This window comes from Curtobacterium aurantiacum (assembly GCF_018598555.1).
Classification (GTDB): Bacteria; Actinomycetota; Actinomycetes; order Actinomycetales; family Microbacteriaceae; genus Curtobacterium; species Curtobacterium aurantiacum.
On sequence record NZ_JAHEWN010000018.1, the window covers coordinates 38,780 to 53,584 of the forward strand.

The following is a 14,805-nucleotide window of genomic DNA, read 5'->3' on the forward strand; positions in this document are numbered from 1 at the left end:
CCAGATGGTCGGTAGCGCAGACTGCCCAGTCGGTTCACAGCACAGCGCCGCTGCGTCATCCCCGCAGGCGGTCGCGCTCCCCCGGCGGCAGGTGCTCGGTCGCCGTCCGTCGTGCCGCCGGGCTGAGGAACCGGCCGCTCCTCTCGAGGAACGCCACGAGCGCCGCCTCGGACGCCCGCTTCCCCGTCTCGCGCAGGACCCACCCGAGCGCCGACTGCACGGTCTCACTGCGTTCCCGCACCAGGCGACCGGCGATCCCGAGCGGCACCTCGGCGTCGCCCTGCTTCACGAACGCCAGGGTCGCCACGACCGCGATCCGCCGGACCATCGCCACGTCGGACTTCGCCAGCGCGAACAGCGGCCCCGTCGAACCGCCCACGAGCGGGGCGCCGACGAGTTCCTCGGCCGCCAGGTCGACGAGCAGCGGGTCCTCGAACCGCTCGGCCTTCGCCGCCGACAGGTACTCGTCGGTGAGCTCCGGATCGGGGTGCTCCCGCATCGCCTGCACGAGCAGCAGCACGGCGACGAGCTTCGCGCCGTCGTCCTCGCTCCAGAGCAGTGCCGAGCGCTCCCCCTCGTCGAGGCCCTGGAACTGCCGGGCGACCCTGCGGGCCGCCGGGACGTCGCCGGGGGTGCGGGCGAAGGCCGCCAGGACGGCTTCCGCGTCGTGCGCGTTGCGGTTCCCGTTGCCGTTGCCGTTACCGGCCTGGAGGCGCGTCATGCGACCTCCCCCACGGTCGCGTCGCTCCGGGGTGCGGTCCGCCGACCGCGGCTGAGCACGATGACCGCGACGACCACCAGGAACGCCGCGAACAACCAGGTACCGACCTGCGGGTCGACCAGGCGCGCGAGCACGGCCCCGCCCGGCGAGCACACCGCGGCGGTGATGCCGACCGTCAGCCCGATCCGCAGGTCGACCGCGCGGCGTCGCAGGTTCGCGACCGTCCCCGACACCGACGTCGGCACCATCGTGAGCAGCGACGTGCCCTTCGCCAGCAGGTCACCGGCGCCGAGGACGACCTCGAGCCCCGGCACGATGACCACCCCGCCGCCGACCCCGACGAGCCCGGACAGCACGCCCGACAGCAGCCCGAGCAGCAGCAGGACGATCGCCTCGACGACCCCGAAGTGCACCTCGCCGCCGCGGGTCGGCACCGTGGTGAACAGCGAGACGAGCACGACGGCGATGAACCCGACGAAGATCCACGGCAGCACCCGGAGCGGCAGGGCACGGAGCAGCCGGGCACCGAGCGGGGCGCCGACGACGCTGCCGACCGCCAGGGTCAGGGCCGCGAGCCAGTGCACATCGCCCTGCACCGCGTACGTGAGGGCACCCACGACGGCCGCGGGGGCGATCGCCACGAGCGACGTGGCGGACGCCCGACGCTGGTCCATCTGCAGGAAGGCCATCAGCGCCGGCACCACGATGACCCCGCCGCCGACGCCGAACAGCCCGGACAGGACCCCCGCGAGGATCCCGATCGCCACCAACACGAGCACCGTTCCGCCGCGCTTCCTCATCCCGCCCAGGCTATCCGCGCCGTGCCGCGTCCTCGCACCGTGCGAGCTCGCCCGCGCTCGGTGAGCAGAAATGGTCGGGTGCCCGTGGGCGACCCGACCATTTCTGCTCACGAAGCGAACACCGCGCTCGCCCCCACCCCGCCTCAGCGGAAGTGCATGTTCTTCAGCGGGTCCACGAGCGTGCCGTTGCGCCGGGTCTCCACGTGGATGTGCGGCCCCGTCGACTGCCCGGTGTTGCCGGACTTCGCGATCTCGGTGCCGAGCTTCACGATCTGCCCCTGCTTCACCTCGATCTTGCTGAGGTGCGCGACCAGCACCGCGGTCATGCCGTATGTCACGACGATGTAGTTGCCGTACGCACCGTCGTTCGCGACGGTCTTGGTGACCGTCCCGGTCCCCGAGCCGTACACGGGAGTGCCGACCGGCACCGGGGCATCGGCGCCCTGGTGGTAGCGCGGGACGTGTCCGGCGCCGCGGTCATCGCCGTACCGCCCGGTGATCTTCGTGCCGTTGACGGGCCAGGCCAGGCCGGTGACCGGTCGGCTCGACCAGACCCGGGTGTCCTTCGCGCCGTAGAGCACGACGTTGCCGTCGACCTGCACGAGCAGGTTGCCCGAGCCGGCGGTGCTGGTGCGGGAGCTCCAGAGCGCGACCTTCTTGCGCGCCGCGTCACGGGTCCAGATGACGAAGTTGCCCTTCGACTGCAGCTCGGCCCAGGCGCCGGGGTGCCCGCCGGTCCGCGACTGCCAGACGACGCGACCGCTGACCTTCTGCACCAGGTTGCCGTCGGTGCGCATGTTGAGGATGCGCGTGTTCGAGGTGTCGGACCGCAGGACGGTCCCACCCAGGATGGTGTTCCCCGACGGGACGCGGTCCTGGTACCCGCTCCAGCTCACGACGACGGTCTTGCCGGCGAGCAGGGCCATCGTGCCGTCCGCACGCACCTTCATCGCCGTCGAGTTCGCGGTGCCGGCCGAGGCCCAGCGGGCCACGCGCTTGCCGTTCTTGGTGATGTCGAGGGCGCGGTTCTTGCCGATCACGGCGATCGCACCGGAGTTGCCGGCGGTGTTCGACGCCCACAGCACGCGGTTGCCGATGCCGTACTCGACCAGGTTGCCGTCGCCCTGCATGATGAGCTTGAACTGGCCGTTCGGCGACGTGATCTGGTCGCCGGGCAGGATCTTCGTGCCGGCCGGCGCCGAGCCGACCCACACGGCGGAGGCCGCAGCCGGTTCGGCTGTCGCCACGAGCGTCCCCGCCGCGAGTGCCAGTGCCATGACGGCGCCGGCGATGCGTGGGAGTCGGCGCGCACGTGCGACGGTCGACGGAGTGGTGGTCATGGATCCCCTGCCCTGGAATCGACCACACGAGCGCGCGGCCGTCGGCGCTCGCCCTGCACGAGTCGCCGAACGATGTTCGCTTTTCTGCACGGGGTGCACAACCCCTTGGACTGGGGGTAGGCCGCGCGGGATCGATGCCCTCGGGACAGGATGGGACCATGCCGACGCCGAATCCCGCCTTCGTCCCGCCCACCCCGCACACCACGCGACCGGACCTGCAGGGCACGTTCGGCATGGCGGCCGCCACCCACTGGATCGCCACGGCGACCGCCCAGTCGGTGCTCGAACGCGGCGGCAACGCCTTCGACGCCGCCGTCGCCGGGGCCTTCGTCCTGCACGTCGTGGAGCCGCACCTGAACGGCCCCGGCGGCGACCTGACGGCGGTCTTCGCGACGGCCACGAACCCGGCGCCGACGGTACTGGTCGGTCAGGGTCCCGCCCCCGCCGCTGCGACACCCGAGCACTACCGCGCCGAGGGCCTCGACCTCGTCCCCGGCTCCGGCGCACTGGCCGCGGCCGTTCCGGGAGCGGTCGACGCGTGGTTGCTCCTGCTCCGTGACCACGGCACGTGGGAACTCGCGGACGTCCTCGCGCCCGCCGTCGGGTACGCCCGTGACGGCCATCCGGTCGCACCTGCGGTGGTCCGGACGATCACCGCCGTGCGGGACCTGTTCCAGCAGCACTGGCCCACCTCCGCCACGCAGTGGCTGCCTGGAGGCGCGGTGCCGGCCCCCGGGGACCTGGTGCGCAACGAGGCACTCGCCGCAGTGCTCGAGCGGCTGGTCGACGCCGGTGACGGCGCCGGCAGCCGGACCGGCCGCATCGACGCCGCCCGGTCGGAGTGGGCGGAGGGGTCCGTCGCCGAGGCGATCGACCGCTTCGTCCGCGAACCGCACCGGCACGCGTCGGGCACCGACCACGCCGGCGTCATCCGTGCGTCGGACCTCGCGGCGTTCCGGGCGTCGTACGAACCCGCGACGACCGCGGAGTTCCGCGGCTGCACGATCGCGAAGACCGGGCCGTGGGGCCAGGGGCCGGCGCTCCTGCAGACCCTCCGGCTGCTCGAACCGCTCGACGACGCCCTGCTCGACCCGTCGACCGAGCTCGGTGCACACACCATCGTCGAGGCACACAAGCTCGCGCTCGCCGACCGCGAGGCGTTCTACGGCGACGGCGAGGTCCCGATCGACGTGCTCCTGTCGGACGCCTACGCCGACGAGCGCCGCGCCCTCATCGGCGAGCGGGCGTCCGCGGAGTTCCGACCGGGCACGATCGCCGGGGCGGAGCACGCGCTGCCGCCGGTCCGCACGTCGCACGGGTCCGGCGTGACGGCCGGCCTCGGTGAACCCACCCTGCAGGTCGCTCGTGACGCCGAAGCCGACACCCAGGTCCCGCCTGCAGTTCCCCTCGAGGACCGCGGCGAGCCGTTCGTGGCCCCCGACGGCGAGACCCGCGGCGACACGTGCCACATCGACGTCGTGGACCGCTGGGGCAACATGGTCAGTGCGACCCCGTCCGGCGGATGGCTGCAGTCGTCGCCGACGATCCCCGAGCTCGGGTTCTGCCTCGGCACCCGCCTGCAGATGACCTGGCTCGAACCGGACACCGCGTCGACCCTGCGACCCGGCGAGCGCCCCCGCACCACGCTGACCCCGACCCTGGTGCTCCGTGACGGGCAGCCCGTCGCCGCGCTCGGTTCCCCCGGCGGTGACCAGCAGGACCAGTGGCAGCTGCTGTTCCTGCTGCGCTGGATCGTCGGCGGGTACTCCCCGCAGCAGGCCATCGACGCGCCCGCGCTCCACACGACGTCGTTCCCGGGCTCGTTCTGGCCGCGCACCTGGGAGCCAGCAGGCCTCGTCGTCGAGGACCGCCTCGGTGACGACGTCATCGCGGGGCTCGAGGCACGCGGACACGTGGTGACCCGCGGCGGCGACTGGAGCCTGGGCCGGCTGTCGTGCGTCACCCGCGACCCGGAGACCGGGGTCCTCGGTGCCGCCGCGAACCCCCGCGGCGCGCAGGGCTACGCCGCGGGACGCTGACCCCGCGGCGCGTTCCTTCCCAGAACACCCGCACTGGAAAGTCGAATCGGGCGTACCTGGTCAGAACTCCCGACCAGGTACGCCCGATTCGACCAGGTACGCCCGCGCGAACGCCCCGGTGAGCTACACCTGTTGCAGAGCGGGCTCAGGCAGCACACGCCGTCCGGCGAACAGGCCGCGGTCGAACCGGGCGCCGGCAGGACGCGACGACCGCGCCACCATGACGCCCAGCACGAGCGCTCCGATCGGTCCGGTGAACACGAGGAGCAGGATCCACAGCCCGGTGTGGTCCCGGTCGTGCAGTCGCCGCACGAGCAGCGACCACCGGGGCACGATGGTCAGGATCGTCGGGACGAGCAGCACCAGGTCCCACGCGTCCGGCCAGACCTCGCGGTCACCGGTCCCCCAACCGAACGACCCGTCCCGCCCGCGGTCGATCAGGTCGAACGAGACCTGCGGCGAGGGGACGACTCCGAACGGGTCGACGTACAGCTCCCAGCGTCCTCCGGTCCCGTGCACGCCGACGACCCAGAGCGCGACCCCGGCCAGCGCGAGCTCGAGCGCGATCACCCACCAGAACTCGGAGCGACTCGCCCGCCCGTGGAGCCGCCACCCCTGCGTCCAGAACCGGAGCCAGGCGACCACCGGGTTCGCCACGTCGGCCGGGCCCTGCTCGAGCACGGACTCGCGGAAGGTCGTCGCGGTGCTGTCCCCCATGCGCCCGATCGTAGGGCGGACCTGCGTCTTCACCGTGAGCCCGTTGCGAGAACGATCGTTCTCCGATTGACTCAGGAGCGGTGGTCCCGTTCGGGGCCGCTCCCCCACACGAAAGGAGCGGGCATGCCCACTCGCACCGCACGCACCGCCTGGAACGGCGGCCTCGAGGACGGTTCCGGCCAGGTCGAACTCTCGAGCTCGAAGGTCGGCACGTACGACGTCTCGTTCCCGAAGCGCACCGCCGAGGAGGCCGGTGGCACCACGAGCCCCGAGGAGCTCATCGCCGCCGCGCACTCGGCCTGCTACGCCATGCAGTTCTCCGCCGTCCTCGGCGAGGCCGGCGGCACGGTCGAGGCCCTCGACGTCAAGGCCGACGTCTCGCTCGGCCCGGACCCGGCCGGCGGCTTCCGCCTCACCGGGATCGTCCTGACCGTCAGCGGCGAGGTCTCCGGCATCGACGAGGCCGCCTTCCTCAAGGCCGCCGAGGACGCCAAGGCGACCTGCCCCGTCAGCAAGGCGCTGACCGGCGTCGAGATCACGCTGCACGCGACCTTCGAGCAGTAGCGAACGCAGCGCAGTACGCGCGAGACGCGACAACCGTCACCACGTGACGGACGGGAGGCCCGGTGCCAGCTGGCACCGGGCCTCCCGTCCGTCGTCCACCTACGCTGGGTGCCGTGCCCCGTTTCCTCGCCACCCCGACCCTCGTCGCCCTCTGGCTCGGCCTGCTGGCCGTCGTCGTCGGGATCGTGTTCGTGCTGACGGCTCCGCCGTCGTCCTTCGGGTGGTTCGCGTACGCCCCGCTGTCCGACTACGCGTTCGTCGCCGGTGACCGACCGTGGCAGCTGACCGTCGGACCGGTCCTCGTGCTGGTGGGCGCGGTCGTCGCGGCCTTCGCCCTCGGTCGACTGAGCACGCGCCGCCGGGGCTGATCCGAAGGCGTCCAGCGGACGTCCGGACTCGAGCCCGGCGGACTGGCACCATGGCGGGATGGCCGAGCAGCACCCCCCGGGCCCGCACAAGCCGGGCCGCCCGCCCCGGCCTCGCCGCCGCAGCCTGGCGCAGCACGACCTGCGCGACGCGCGGGCCCGCCTGCGCGGCACGATCTACGAGCACGTCGAGCCCGACGCCAAGGGGCGCGACCAGTACACGGCGACGCAGATCGTCGACTTCTGCCTCGACCTGGCCGAGGTGATGCTCGCCTCCGGTGCGGACACGCGCAGCGTCGAGACGGCCGTCGTCGCGGTCTCGACGAAGTGGAACCTCGCGCCGCTCGACCTCGACTTCTCCGGCAGCTCGGTGACGATCCAGTACGCGCCGGCCGACGTCCCACCGCTCGTCAAGGTCCGCACCGTGCGGTCGGACGGCTCCGACCTCGACAAGCTGGCACGGGCGAACCAGATCGTCGACGACCTGATCCACGACGACCGCGACATGACCTCGGCGGTGAACGCCCTCGTCGCCGTGCTGCGACTCCCGCCGCGGTGGCCGATGTGGTTGTCCGACGTCGGCCTGTCGATCCTCGGCATCTCGATCGCGGTGCAGGCCGGTGGCGGCTGGCGGGCCGGACTCGGGGCGTTCGTGCTGATGCTCGGGATCATCGTCTCCGGGCGCTGGCTGACCGACCGGGGGTACCCGCAGTTCTTCGTGTCCGGGGCGCAGGGCGCGGTGGCGTCGGCGATCGGCACGCTGGCGATCTGGGCCGGGGTGCTCAACGCGAACGGTGCCGCGACGATGGTCGCCGCGCTCGTCGTGCTGCTGCTGCCGCACCCGTCGCTCGTGACCTGGGCGCAGGACGCCATCTCCGGGTTCCGGGCGATGGCCGTGGCGCGGGCGTTCTACATCGGGCTGGTCATCGCGGCGATCGTGGTCGGGGTCCCGGCCGGGATCGCGATGACGCACTGGCTGAAGATCGAGGTCGACCCCTCCGGCATCGTGACGCAGACCCTGCCGCTCTGGGCATCGCTGTCGCTGACCGTCGTGTCAGCCGCTGCGAACTGCTTCGTCCAGCAGGCCAGCGCCCGTGTCATACCCGTCGCCGTGGTGTTCTCGGTCGCCGCCGGTGCCGCGCTGTGGGCGCTGCGGCAGGCGGGGCTCCCGCTCCTCGGCGCGACGTTCCTCGCGGCGGTCCTGCTCGGCGTGCTCTCGACCTACGCGGCCGTGCGGATGCGGACGGCGGTCGCGGCCATCGCGGTGCCGGCGTTCTGCGGAGCGCTGCTCCCCGGTGTCGCGGTGTCGAACGCCCTGCTGAACTTCATGTCCGGGTCGTCGAGCGCGGCGCTCGACTTCGTGGCGGCGGTGTCGGTGGCGCTGGGGATCGGCGCGGGACTCGTGCTCGGCGGCCTGTTCGCGACACCCGGTGCCCGTCGAGCTCTCCGGCGCACCCGCCGCGTCGTCGTGCACTCGGTCCACAACGACACGACCGCGCTCCGGGTCATCCGCGACACCGGGTACGACCCCGGCGACGGATCGGTGCCGCGCGGTTCGCGCTCCGGCGGAGGCGGCGGCGTTTCGTGAGCAGAAGACGTCGGGTGCGATCGTGCCACCCGACGTCTTCTGCTCACTGGACGCGATCGAACGCGCCGACCGACCTCAGCCCGCGTCGGAGACCGCGCTCGACACCGCGGTCGGAGCGTCGTACTCGCCGTCCGGGATCGCGCGGAGCGCCTCGAGGACGTCGTCCGGCGCCCCCTCCTGCTCCGCGGTGGAGACCACGTCGTCCTTCGACGCCGGGTAGTCGATGCCGCTCAGGTACTTCTGGACCTGGATGGGGTTCGGTGCTGCCATGTCGGTTCCTTCCGTCAGGTTGCGACTCCCTGGAGTACCCGCGGGAGCCTGCACGACGACGGAGGAACGCGCTCCGCGGACGAACCCCGGTCAGAGCTCCCAGCTGCCCGAGGCGTCGTCGTTCCACATCGCCAGACGCCGGGCGGCCTGCGGCTCGTACCGCTCCATCCAGCCCCGCTCGAGCCGGGCGACCGCACGGTCGAACGCCGGCACGAGGTCGAGCTCGGAGCGCAGCAGGGCCTGCAGCTGGAGCCCCTCGTACAGGGCGATGAGCTGCTCGGCGCCGCGGCGGGGGTCCATCGTGTGCGGCGCACGACCGATGGCGATGTCGCGCTCGAGACCGCGCTTGATCTGGGCGGCGAAGAGCTGGTAGCGGGACCGCAGGTAGGTCGCCATCGGGTGGGCGGGGTTGCCCGCGACGGACAGCAGGGCGACGAGCAGGCGCATCAGGGCCGGGTCCTCGGCGTTCGAGGCGACGATCGCACGGAGCAGGTCCACGGTCGAGCCGTCACCGACCTCGCGCGTGACCTCGTCCATCCGGGCGCCGTTCCAGCGGTCCAGTGCGGCGAGGACGAGACCGTCCCACGACGGGAAGTGCTGCTCGAGCTCGGCGACGCTGATGCCCGTGCGCTCGGCGACCTGCACCGCGCGGGCCTCGTGGAAGGGGACGTCCCGGAGCAGATCGACGGTGGCGCCCACGATCATGATCCGCAGGTGGAGGGTGGCCGCAGCGGCCGCAGCGGCCCGGGTGTCGGCGCTGGTGTGTTCGAGCATCGTGCCCTCCGTCGTCCCCGGACGTCCTGTCCGTGCCACCCCGGGTCCGGGGTCGGGTCCATCCAAACGCAGAACGGGGGACACCAGAATCCCCGGTACGGGTGTCAGCACAAGGGAGGACAGACCATCACGTCGAGCGGGTTCGCGGCCGTCCGTGCGACCATGCCGGACATGACCCCGAACGACCCCACCGCGCAGGGACTCGCGACCATGGCCTCGGCCGGGTTCGAGTTCGGCGGCGATCCCGACCAGGTGGCGCACGACGTCCGGGCCATGTGGGACCAGCTCGGACGGCCCGCCGGCGCGTTCGAGGCTGCGGCGCAGGCCATCGCCGTGCTGCCCCAGCGCCCCGAGGTGCCGATCGCCGACCAGGCCCGCCGTCGTGCGTTCGAGCACGCGATCGGCATCAACCCCGTCGAGGTCGAGCTGGCCGCCGCCCTGTCCGCGCGCGAGCTCCTGGAACGGATGGCGCGCTCGGTCAGCTGCTGACGCGGACCAGGCGCCGTAGGCCGGCCCACACGGACGACGGGAGGCGCGGTACCCACCGGCACCGTGCCTCCCGTCAGGGCCCCGTCAGGAGCAGGCGCCCTACGGCGTCGGCATCCCGCCGTCGACGTGCAGCGTCTCGCCCACGACGTACGACGACTCGCCGCTCGCCAGGAACACGTAGGCCGGCGCGAGCTCGGCCGGCTGCCCCCAGCGGCCCAGGTAGGTCTGCTCACCGGCGCTCGGCAGCGCCTCCGGCGGCTGGCCGCCCGCCGGCTGCAGGGGCGTCCAGATCGGACCGGGGGCGACCGCGTTGACGCGGATCCCCTTCGGCGCGAGCTGCGCGGCCAGACCCTTCGCCATGTTGTTCACGGTCGCCTTCGTGGCCGCGTAGTGCACCAGGTGCGGCGACGGCGCGTAGGCCTGGATCGACGTCGTGTTGATGATCGTCGAACCGGGCTGCAGGTGCGGGACCGCGGCCTTGGTGATGCGGAACGTCGCGTAGGCGTTCGTCTTGAAGGTCTCGTCGAACTCCTCGTCCGAGATCTTGGTGATGTCGTCGACGTTCTGCTGCTTGCCGGCGTTGTTCACCAGGATGTCGAGGCCACCGAGCTGCTCGACGGCGTCGGCGACGATCTGCTCGCAGACCTCGAGCGACGTGATGTCGCCGGGCAGGGTCACGGCCTTGCGGCCGGCCGCCTCGATGAGGCCGACGATGCGGTCGGCGTCCTCCTGCTCCTCGGGCAGGTACGAGATCGCGACGTCGGCGCCCTCGCGCGCGTAGGCGATGGCGACGGCAGCACCGATGCCGGAGTCGCCGCCGGTGACGAGCGCCTTGCGGCCGGCCAGACGCCCGGAGCCGCGGTAGGTGTCCTCGCCGTGGTCGGCGGGGACGTTCTGTGCCATCTCCGCGTCGGTGCCGGCACCCTCGAGGTACTGCTCGTCGGGCTTCTTGTCGGCGTACATCTTCGTGGGGTCCTGCATCACGTACTGGTCAGGCCCGGTCTGGTCGTTCTGCTGGTCCGTCATGCCGCCGACGGTACGCAGGGGGTCGCTGCGGACCGTCCAGGAGGCTGTCCCCCGGTGCGCCCATCGGCCTGCGCCCGCCGTCCGCACCGGTTCACGAGCCCCGGGTGCGTGATCCTCGTTTGTCACGGTCCGGTGACGGGCAGGCTCCGATTCGGTAACACCTGTCGTTCTGTCCTCGTCGAGGCCGTACCGTCGAACGGTGACTCCTCGGACCCTGCTGGCGCTCGGCGCCGCCGCGCTGGCCTTCTCGGCCGGTGCGCTCGCGTTCGACGGCGTCACCGGCATCGGCGTCGAGACCGCCGTCGCGGCCGAGACCTCGCACGACGCCGCCCCGGTGCGCGTGACGAAGGCGGATCTCCGGAGCGTCGACTCGATCGAGCTCGACGCCGAGGCGCTGGTCCTGCGCGACGGGGACGACACCGTGGTGAAGTCCTCGATGCGCGACTCCGGCCTGACCGTGAGCCTGCTGAACCGGCTGCTCGGCACGCCCTCGCGCACGCAGACGGCCGAGGGCGACGGCGGCGCGTGCTTCCCCGCCGGCACCACCTACACGTGGGGCGGCGCCATCCGGGTCGCAGCTCTGACGACCGACGCCGCGGCCGGCAACGCCGTCGAGATCCGGGTGCTGCGCGACTCGGTCCGCAGCATGCTCGGCGGGCGCATCGACCTGACCGGGCCGCACGGCGTCCAGGTGGGCGACGACATCGCGGACGAGATCGCCGACGCTCCCCGTTCGGAGCGGGTGTCCTACGGCTCGGACGACTCGCGTGCGTGGCAGCTGCTCCTGCGCGAGGGCTGGGCCGCCGAGCCGGACGACGAGCGCGCTGAGCAGGACACCGACGAGTCGAGCACAGACGAAGCGGACTCCGGCACCAACGGGGTCTCCGCCCTGACGAACGAGACGACCGTCACGGTGCTCGGTTCGCCGATGCCCGTCCACGCGCAGCGGAGCTGCTGACAGCGAGCAGAGCGCGGAGCTGCTGACCGCTCTCAGATGCGCAGCGTCGCAACCACCGGGAAGTGGTCGCTGGCGAACCAGGTCTCCGGTCCGTCGTGGTCGATCACGACACGGTCCACGCCGCCGACGTCACGCGTGAGCACCCAGTCGATCCGCTCCCCGGAGTCGACGGGCGGCTGCCAGCCGTTGAAGGTGGCGGTGCGGTCGGACGGGTCCCCCGCCGTCAGCCAGGCGTCGTCGAACCCGGCCTCGGCGAAGACCCCCGACGCCGCACCGGTCCCCGCAGGTTCGTTGCAGTCACCCGCGAACACGACCGGCCCGGTGGTCCCCGCCAGTCGTTCGGTGATGAGGGCGGCGCTCCGGCCCCGGACCTGATCACCGTGCGGACCGGGCTCGTGGTCGAGGTGGGTGGTGAGCAGGGTGAACGTCGGCCCGTCGGCGTCGAGGAACCTGGCGTGGTTCGCGATCCGCGGGTACAGGCTGCCCCAGGTGTTCGAGACGGGCTCGTCCGGGGTGTCCGACAGCCAGAACGATCCCTCGTCAGACGGACGGAACCGCTCGCGGCGGTAGAACACGGCCGCGTGCTCCCCGGCGTCGCCGCCCTCACGCCCCTGCCCGACGTCGGCGTGGTCCGGCAGCCCGGCGCGCAGGTCGTCCATCTGGTGCGCGAAGGCCTCTTGCACGCACAGCAGGTCGGGGTCGTGCCGGCGGATCACGTCGAGCACGACCGGCAGGCGGGCCGGCCAGTCGTGCGCGGGGTCCGGGTTCTTGATGTTGTAGGTCATCAGGACGATCGGGCGTGCGGCGCTGGTCACCCCACGAACCTACCGACCGGTTGCCCGGCGGGTTCCCATCAGTAGATGCAGGTGCTGTCGTTGCCGTAGTTGTGCACGTCGGTCGACTTCGGCGACGGCTCCTTCGCGGGCTTCTTCGTCGGCTTGGAACCCGAGTCGGACCCGCCGGTCGCCGGCGTCGAGGCACCGGTGCTCGGTTCGGTCGCGATCGGCTTCGCGGTCGTGCCGTCGGTGCCGAGCACGAGGGTGACCCCGGTGACCGCACCGGTGCGGACGGCGACGGCGCCGGGCACCGCGGACGCGACGGCCTTCGCCTGCGACTCCTGTCCGGCGGGGTACTGCACCTGCGTGGTCTTCGTGGTGGCGGACGAACCGGCCGGGGCGACCTGGAACCCGCGGGCGGTCAGGACCTGCCCGGCGGCCGTGGCGGCGCCCTCGACCCCGCTGCCGTTCAGCACCGTGACCGACGTGCTCGCGGGCTGCGCGCGGCCGGCCTTCGTGTACGCCTCGGGCTGGCCCACCAGGCCCTGCACGAACGCGGGCAGCCCGACGGTGTCGACCTCGACGATCGACAGGGCGGAGCCGTTCACGTAGATGGTGGGGGTGCCGAGCGTGGGGATGGTGGCGGACTGGATGTTGCCCGGCCGCAGGTTGCGCATCTGCGACGCCAGGGACACCAGGTCGGTGTCGGTCTGGATCGAGTCGCCGACCGCGCCGAGGATGTTGTTCATCTTCACCGGGTTGAGGAGCGTGCCAGCCGACAAGACCTTCCGGGCCTCCTGCGACAGGAAGTACTGCTGCCGCACGTTGCGGTCGAGGTCACCGTTCGGCAGACCGTGACGCTGCCGCACGAAGGACAACGCCTCCTTCGCGTTGAGCGAGGACTTGCCCGCGGGCAGGTTCAGCCCGGAGAAGGGGTCGTTGGTGGCCTGCTTCAGGCAGACCTGCACCGGCCCGAGCTCCTTGACCACCTGGTAGAAGCCGAGCAGCGAGACCCGGACGTAGTGGTCGATCGACAGGCCGCTCAGGTTCTCGATGGTCTTGATGAGCAACTTCGCACCACCGGTGTCCCCACCACCGTTGAGCGTGCCGTAGTAGAACGCGCTGTTGAGCTTGCCCTTGCCGACGTTCGGGATGTCGACGTACGAGTCGCGGGGGAACGAGATCATCGTCGCCTGGCTGCCGTCGGCGTTGATGTGCAGCACGATCATCGTGTCGGTGTTCGTCGCACCGCCGTCGTCCTCGGTGCTGAGCTCGGCGAGCTGCTCCGGGGTGGCGTTGTCCGGGCGGTGGTCGTCACCGACGAGCAGGATGTTCTGCGCCTTGCCGTCGACGTCGTCCTTGTCGCTCTTCGTGCCGGCGATCGCGTCGATGCGCGTCACCCCGCTCTGGAGGCGGTTGTAGGCGAAGGCCGCGTACCCGCCGCTCAGCAGGAGGGCCATGGTGAGCACCCCCGCCACCGCCGGGAACACGACGCCCGCGCGTCGCTTCTGGCGCCCGTGGCGCGGCGTCGCGGCACCGCGGTGTGCGGGCTCGGTCGTCTGCTCGGGTTCGTTGCTCACCGGGAAACCATAACCGGCGCACGCGCAGCCGACATGGGATGCGCCTGGAAGGTCACCCCGTACTCGCCGTCACCCCGGGACGGGAGGCCCGTGGCGGCGCCGCCACGGGCCTCCCGTCCGTCTCCTGGTCGCGCTGGTCGCGCTAGTCGCGCGACGGGAGCAGGTGGATGGCTTCCATGGCGAGTTCCGCCGCGATGGGGTCCTTCGCGACGACGGCGTCCTTCAGCTTCGTCAACTCGGGCAGGATCACGTCGGCCGGCAGGAGCTCGGCGAGCTCCGGCACGCGGAGCTTGAAGGAGAGCCCGTCCGTGGTGGAGTCGCAGAGCTGCACGAGCGACGGGTTGCCGCACGCGTCGGCCCACATCGAGTAGATGCCGGCTCCGTCGCGCGCGACCTGGTCCTGCTGGTCGGCGCTCACCCGTGCGTGCACGTCGTCGAGCATCTTCACGATCTTCTTGCGCTGCGCGTCCGTGAACCGGGGCACCGCGAGCCGCACGACGCCGCCGTAGATCACGCCGAGGGTGCGGTACGCGTCGAGGAGCTCGTCCTTCGTCGGCGCCGCGACGCGGGTGTAGCGGTTCGGCGCCATCTCGATCAGACCGGCCCGGGCGAGTTCGGCGAGGGCTTCGCGGATCGGGGTGCGGGAGACCCCGAGCCAGGCGATGAGGTCGTCGTCGTTGAGCCGTTCTCCGGGCTCGAGCGTGCCGTCCATGATGGCGTCGCGGATCTTGTCCTGCACCGTGTCGCGGAGGAGCTTGCGCTCGGCAGCGGGCTGCGTCGAGGGAACTGGCATGGGCC

The 14,805-nt window shown here is 72.1% G+C and carries 16 protein-coding genes; 6 read left to right on the top strand and 10 right to left on the bottom strand.

The annotated features are described in order from the left end of the window. Positions 1–55: 55 nt before the first annotated feature. The 3 genes from KK087_RS14510 to KK087_RS17700 all read right to left on the bottom strand — a co-directional run bounded on the left by KK087_RS14510 (position 56) and on the right by KK087_RS17700 (position 2,861). Positions 56–721, bottom strand: a complete 666-nt coding sequence (locus tag KK087_RS14510) for a DNA alkylation repair protein (protein WP_214566259.1) — start codon at positions 719–721, stop codon at positions 56–58. Further along, a complete protein-coding gene (locus KK087_RS14515) occupies positions 718–1,521 on the bottom strand; it encodes a sulfite exporter TauE/SafE family protein (protein ID WP_214566261.1) in 804 nt (267 codons plus the stop codon). The genes KK087_RS14510 and KK087_RS14515 overlap by 4 nt, the downstream gene beginning before the upstream one ends. Positions 1,522–1,664: 143 nt before the next feature. Further along, positions 1,665–2,861: a peptidoglycan DD-metalloendopeptidase family protein gene (locus tag KK087_RS17700; protein ID WP_214566263.1), complete on the bottom strand. Its 1,197-nt coding sequence runs from the start codon at positions 2,859–2,861 to the stop codon at positions 1,665–1,667. 158 nt (positions 2,862–3,019) lie between these two features. On the opposite strand from KK087_RS17700, the gene KK087_RS14525 reads away from it, so the two are divergent. Then, the gene (locus KK087_RS14525) at positions 3,020–4,900 is read left to right on the top strand and encodes a gamma-glutamyltransferase family protein (protein ID WP_439647698.1); all 1,881 of its coding nucleotides are present in this window, start codon (positions 3,020–3,022) and stop codon (positions 4,898–4,900) included. Positions 4,901–5,023: 123 nt separating this feature from the next. On the opposite strand, the gene KK087_RS14530 is transcribed toward KK087_RS14525, so the two are convergent. Continuing rightward, positions 5,024–5,617 (bottom strand): DUF805 domain-containing protein, encoded by a 594-nt coding sequence (locus KK087_RS14530; RefSeq protein WP_214566266.1) that lies wholly within the window; start codon positions 5,615–5,617, stop codon positions 5,024–5,026. Positions 5,618–5,740: 123 nt separating this feature from the next. Between KK087_RS14530 and KK087_RS14535 the strand changes: the two genes are divergently transcribed. The 3 genes from KK087_RS14535 (at position 5,741) to KK087_RS14545 (ending at position 8,134) form a co-directional block, all read left to right on the top strand. After that, positions 5,741–6,181, top strand: a complete 441-nt coding sequence (locus KK087_RS14535) for an OsmC family peroxiredoxin (protein ID WP_214530249.1) — start codon at positions 5,741–5,743, stop codon at positions 6,179–6,181. A 113-nt stretch (positions 6,182–6,294) separates the two neighbouring features. Next, positions 6,295–6,549 (top strand): hypothetical protein, encoded by a 255-nt coding sequence (locus KK087_RS14540; RefSeq protein WP_214566273.1) that lies wholly within the window; start codon positions 6,295–6,297, stop codon positions 6,547–6,549. Between the two features lie 58 nt (positions 6,550–6,607). Then, complete coding sequence (locus KK087_RS14545; RefSeq protein WP_214530247.1) at positions 6,608–8,134, top strand: threonine/serine exporter family protein; 1,527 nt, start codon at positions 6,608–6,610, stop codon at positions 8,132–8,134. A 75-nt stretch (positions 8,135–8,209) separates the two neighbouring features. Here KK087_RS14545 and KK087_RS14550 read toward each other — a convergent pair whose 3' ends face one another. Next, positions 8,210–8,404: a DUF2795 domain-containing protein gene (locus tag KK087_RS14550; protein ID WP_027467172.1), complete on the bottom strand. Its 195-nt coding sequence runs from the start codon at positions 8,402–8,404 to the stop codon at positions 8,210–8,212. A 90-nt stretch (positions 8,405–8,494) separates the two neighbouring features. After that, positions 8,495–9,178, bottom strand: a complete 684-nt coding sequence (locus tag KK087_RS14555) for a TetR/AcrR family transcriptional regulator (RefSeq protein WP_214530246.1) — start codon at positions 9,176–9,178, stop codon at positions 8,495–8,497. A 171-nt stretch (positions 9,179–9,349) separates the two neighbouring features. On the opposite strand from KK087_RS14555, the gene KK087_RS14560 reads away from it, so the two are divergent. Further along, positions 9,350–9,667 carry a hypothetical protein gene (locus KK087_RS14560; RefSeq protein WP_214530245.1) on the top strand — a complete coding sequence of 106 codons (318 nt, stop codon included), beginning with the start codon at positions 9,350–9,352 and terminating at the stop codon, positions 9,665–9,667. A gap of 99 nt (positions 9,668–9,766) precedes the next feature. Here KK087_RS14560 and KK087_RS14565 read toward each other — a convergent pair whose 3' ends face one another. Continuing rightward, complete coding sequence (locus KK087_RS14565) at positions 9,767–10,693, bottom strand: SDR family oxidoreductase (RefSeq protein WP_214530244.1); 927 nt, start codon at positions 10,691–10,693, stop codon at positions 9,767–9,769. A gap of 199 nt (positions 10,694–10,892) precedes the next feature. Between KK087_RS14565 and KK087_RS14570 the strand changes: the two genes are divergently transcribed. Further along, positions 10,893–11,651 carry a hypothetical protein gene (locus KK087_RS14570; protein ID WP_214530243.1) on the top strand — a complete coding sequence of 253 codons (759 nt, stop codon included), beginning with the start codon at positions 10,893–10,895 and terminating at the stop codon, positions 11,649–11,651. A gap of 32 nt (positions 11,652–11,683) precedes the next feature. Here the strand turns inward: KK087_RS14570 and KK087_RS14575 are convergent, their stop codons facing one another. The 3 genes from KK087_RS14575 to KK087_RS14585 all read right to left on the bottom strand — a co-directional run bounded on the left by KK087_RS14575 (position 11,684) and on the right by KK087_RS14585 (position 14,800). After that, positions 11,684–12,466 carry an endonuclease/exonuclease/phosphatase family protein gene (locus tag KK087_RS14575; protein ID WP_214544190.1) on the bottom strand — a complete coding sequence of 261 codons (783 nt, stop codon included), beginning with the start codon at positions 12,464–12,466 and terminating at the stop codon, positions 11,684–11,686. 38 nt (positions 12,467–12,504) lie between these two features. Beyond that, the gene (locus KK087_RS14580) at positions 12,505–14,007 is read right to left on the bottom strand and encodes an LCP family protein (protein WP_214544189.1); all 1,503 of its coding nucleotides are present in this window, start codon (positions 14,005–14,007) and stop codon (positions 12,505–12,507) included. A 142-nt stretch (positions 14,008–14,149) separates the two neighbouring features. After that, positions 14,150–14,800: a GntR family transcriptional regulator gene (locus tag KK087_RS14585; protein ID WP_214544188.1), complete on the bottom strand. Its 651-nt coding sequence runs from the start codon at positions 14,798–14,800 to the stop codon at positions 14,150–14,152. Positions 14,801–14,805 lie beyond the last annotated feature (5 nt).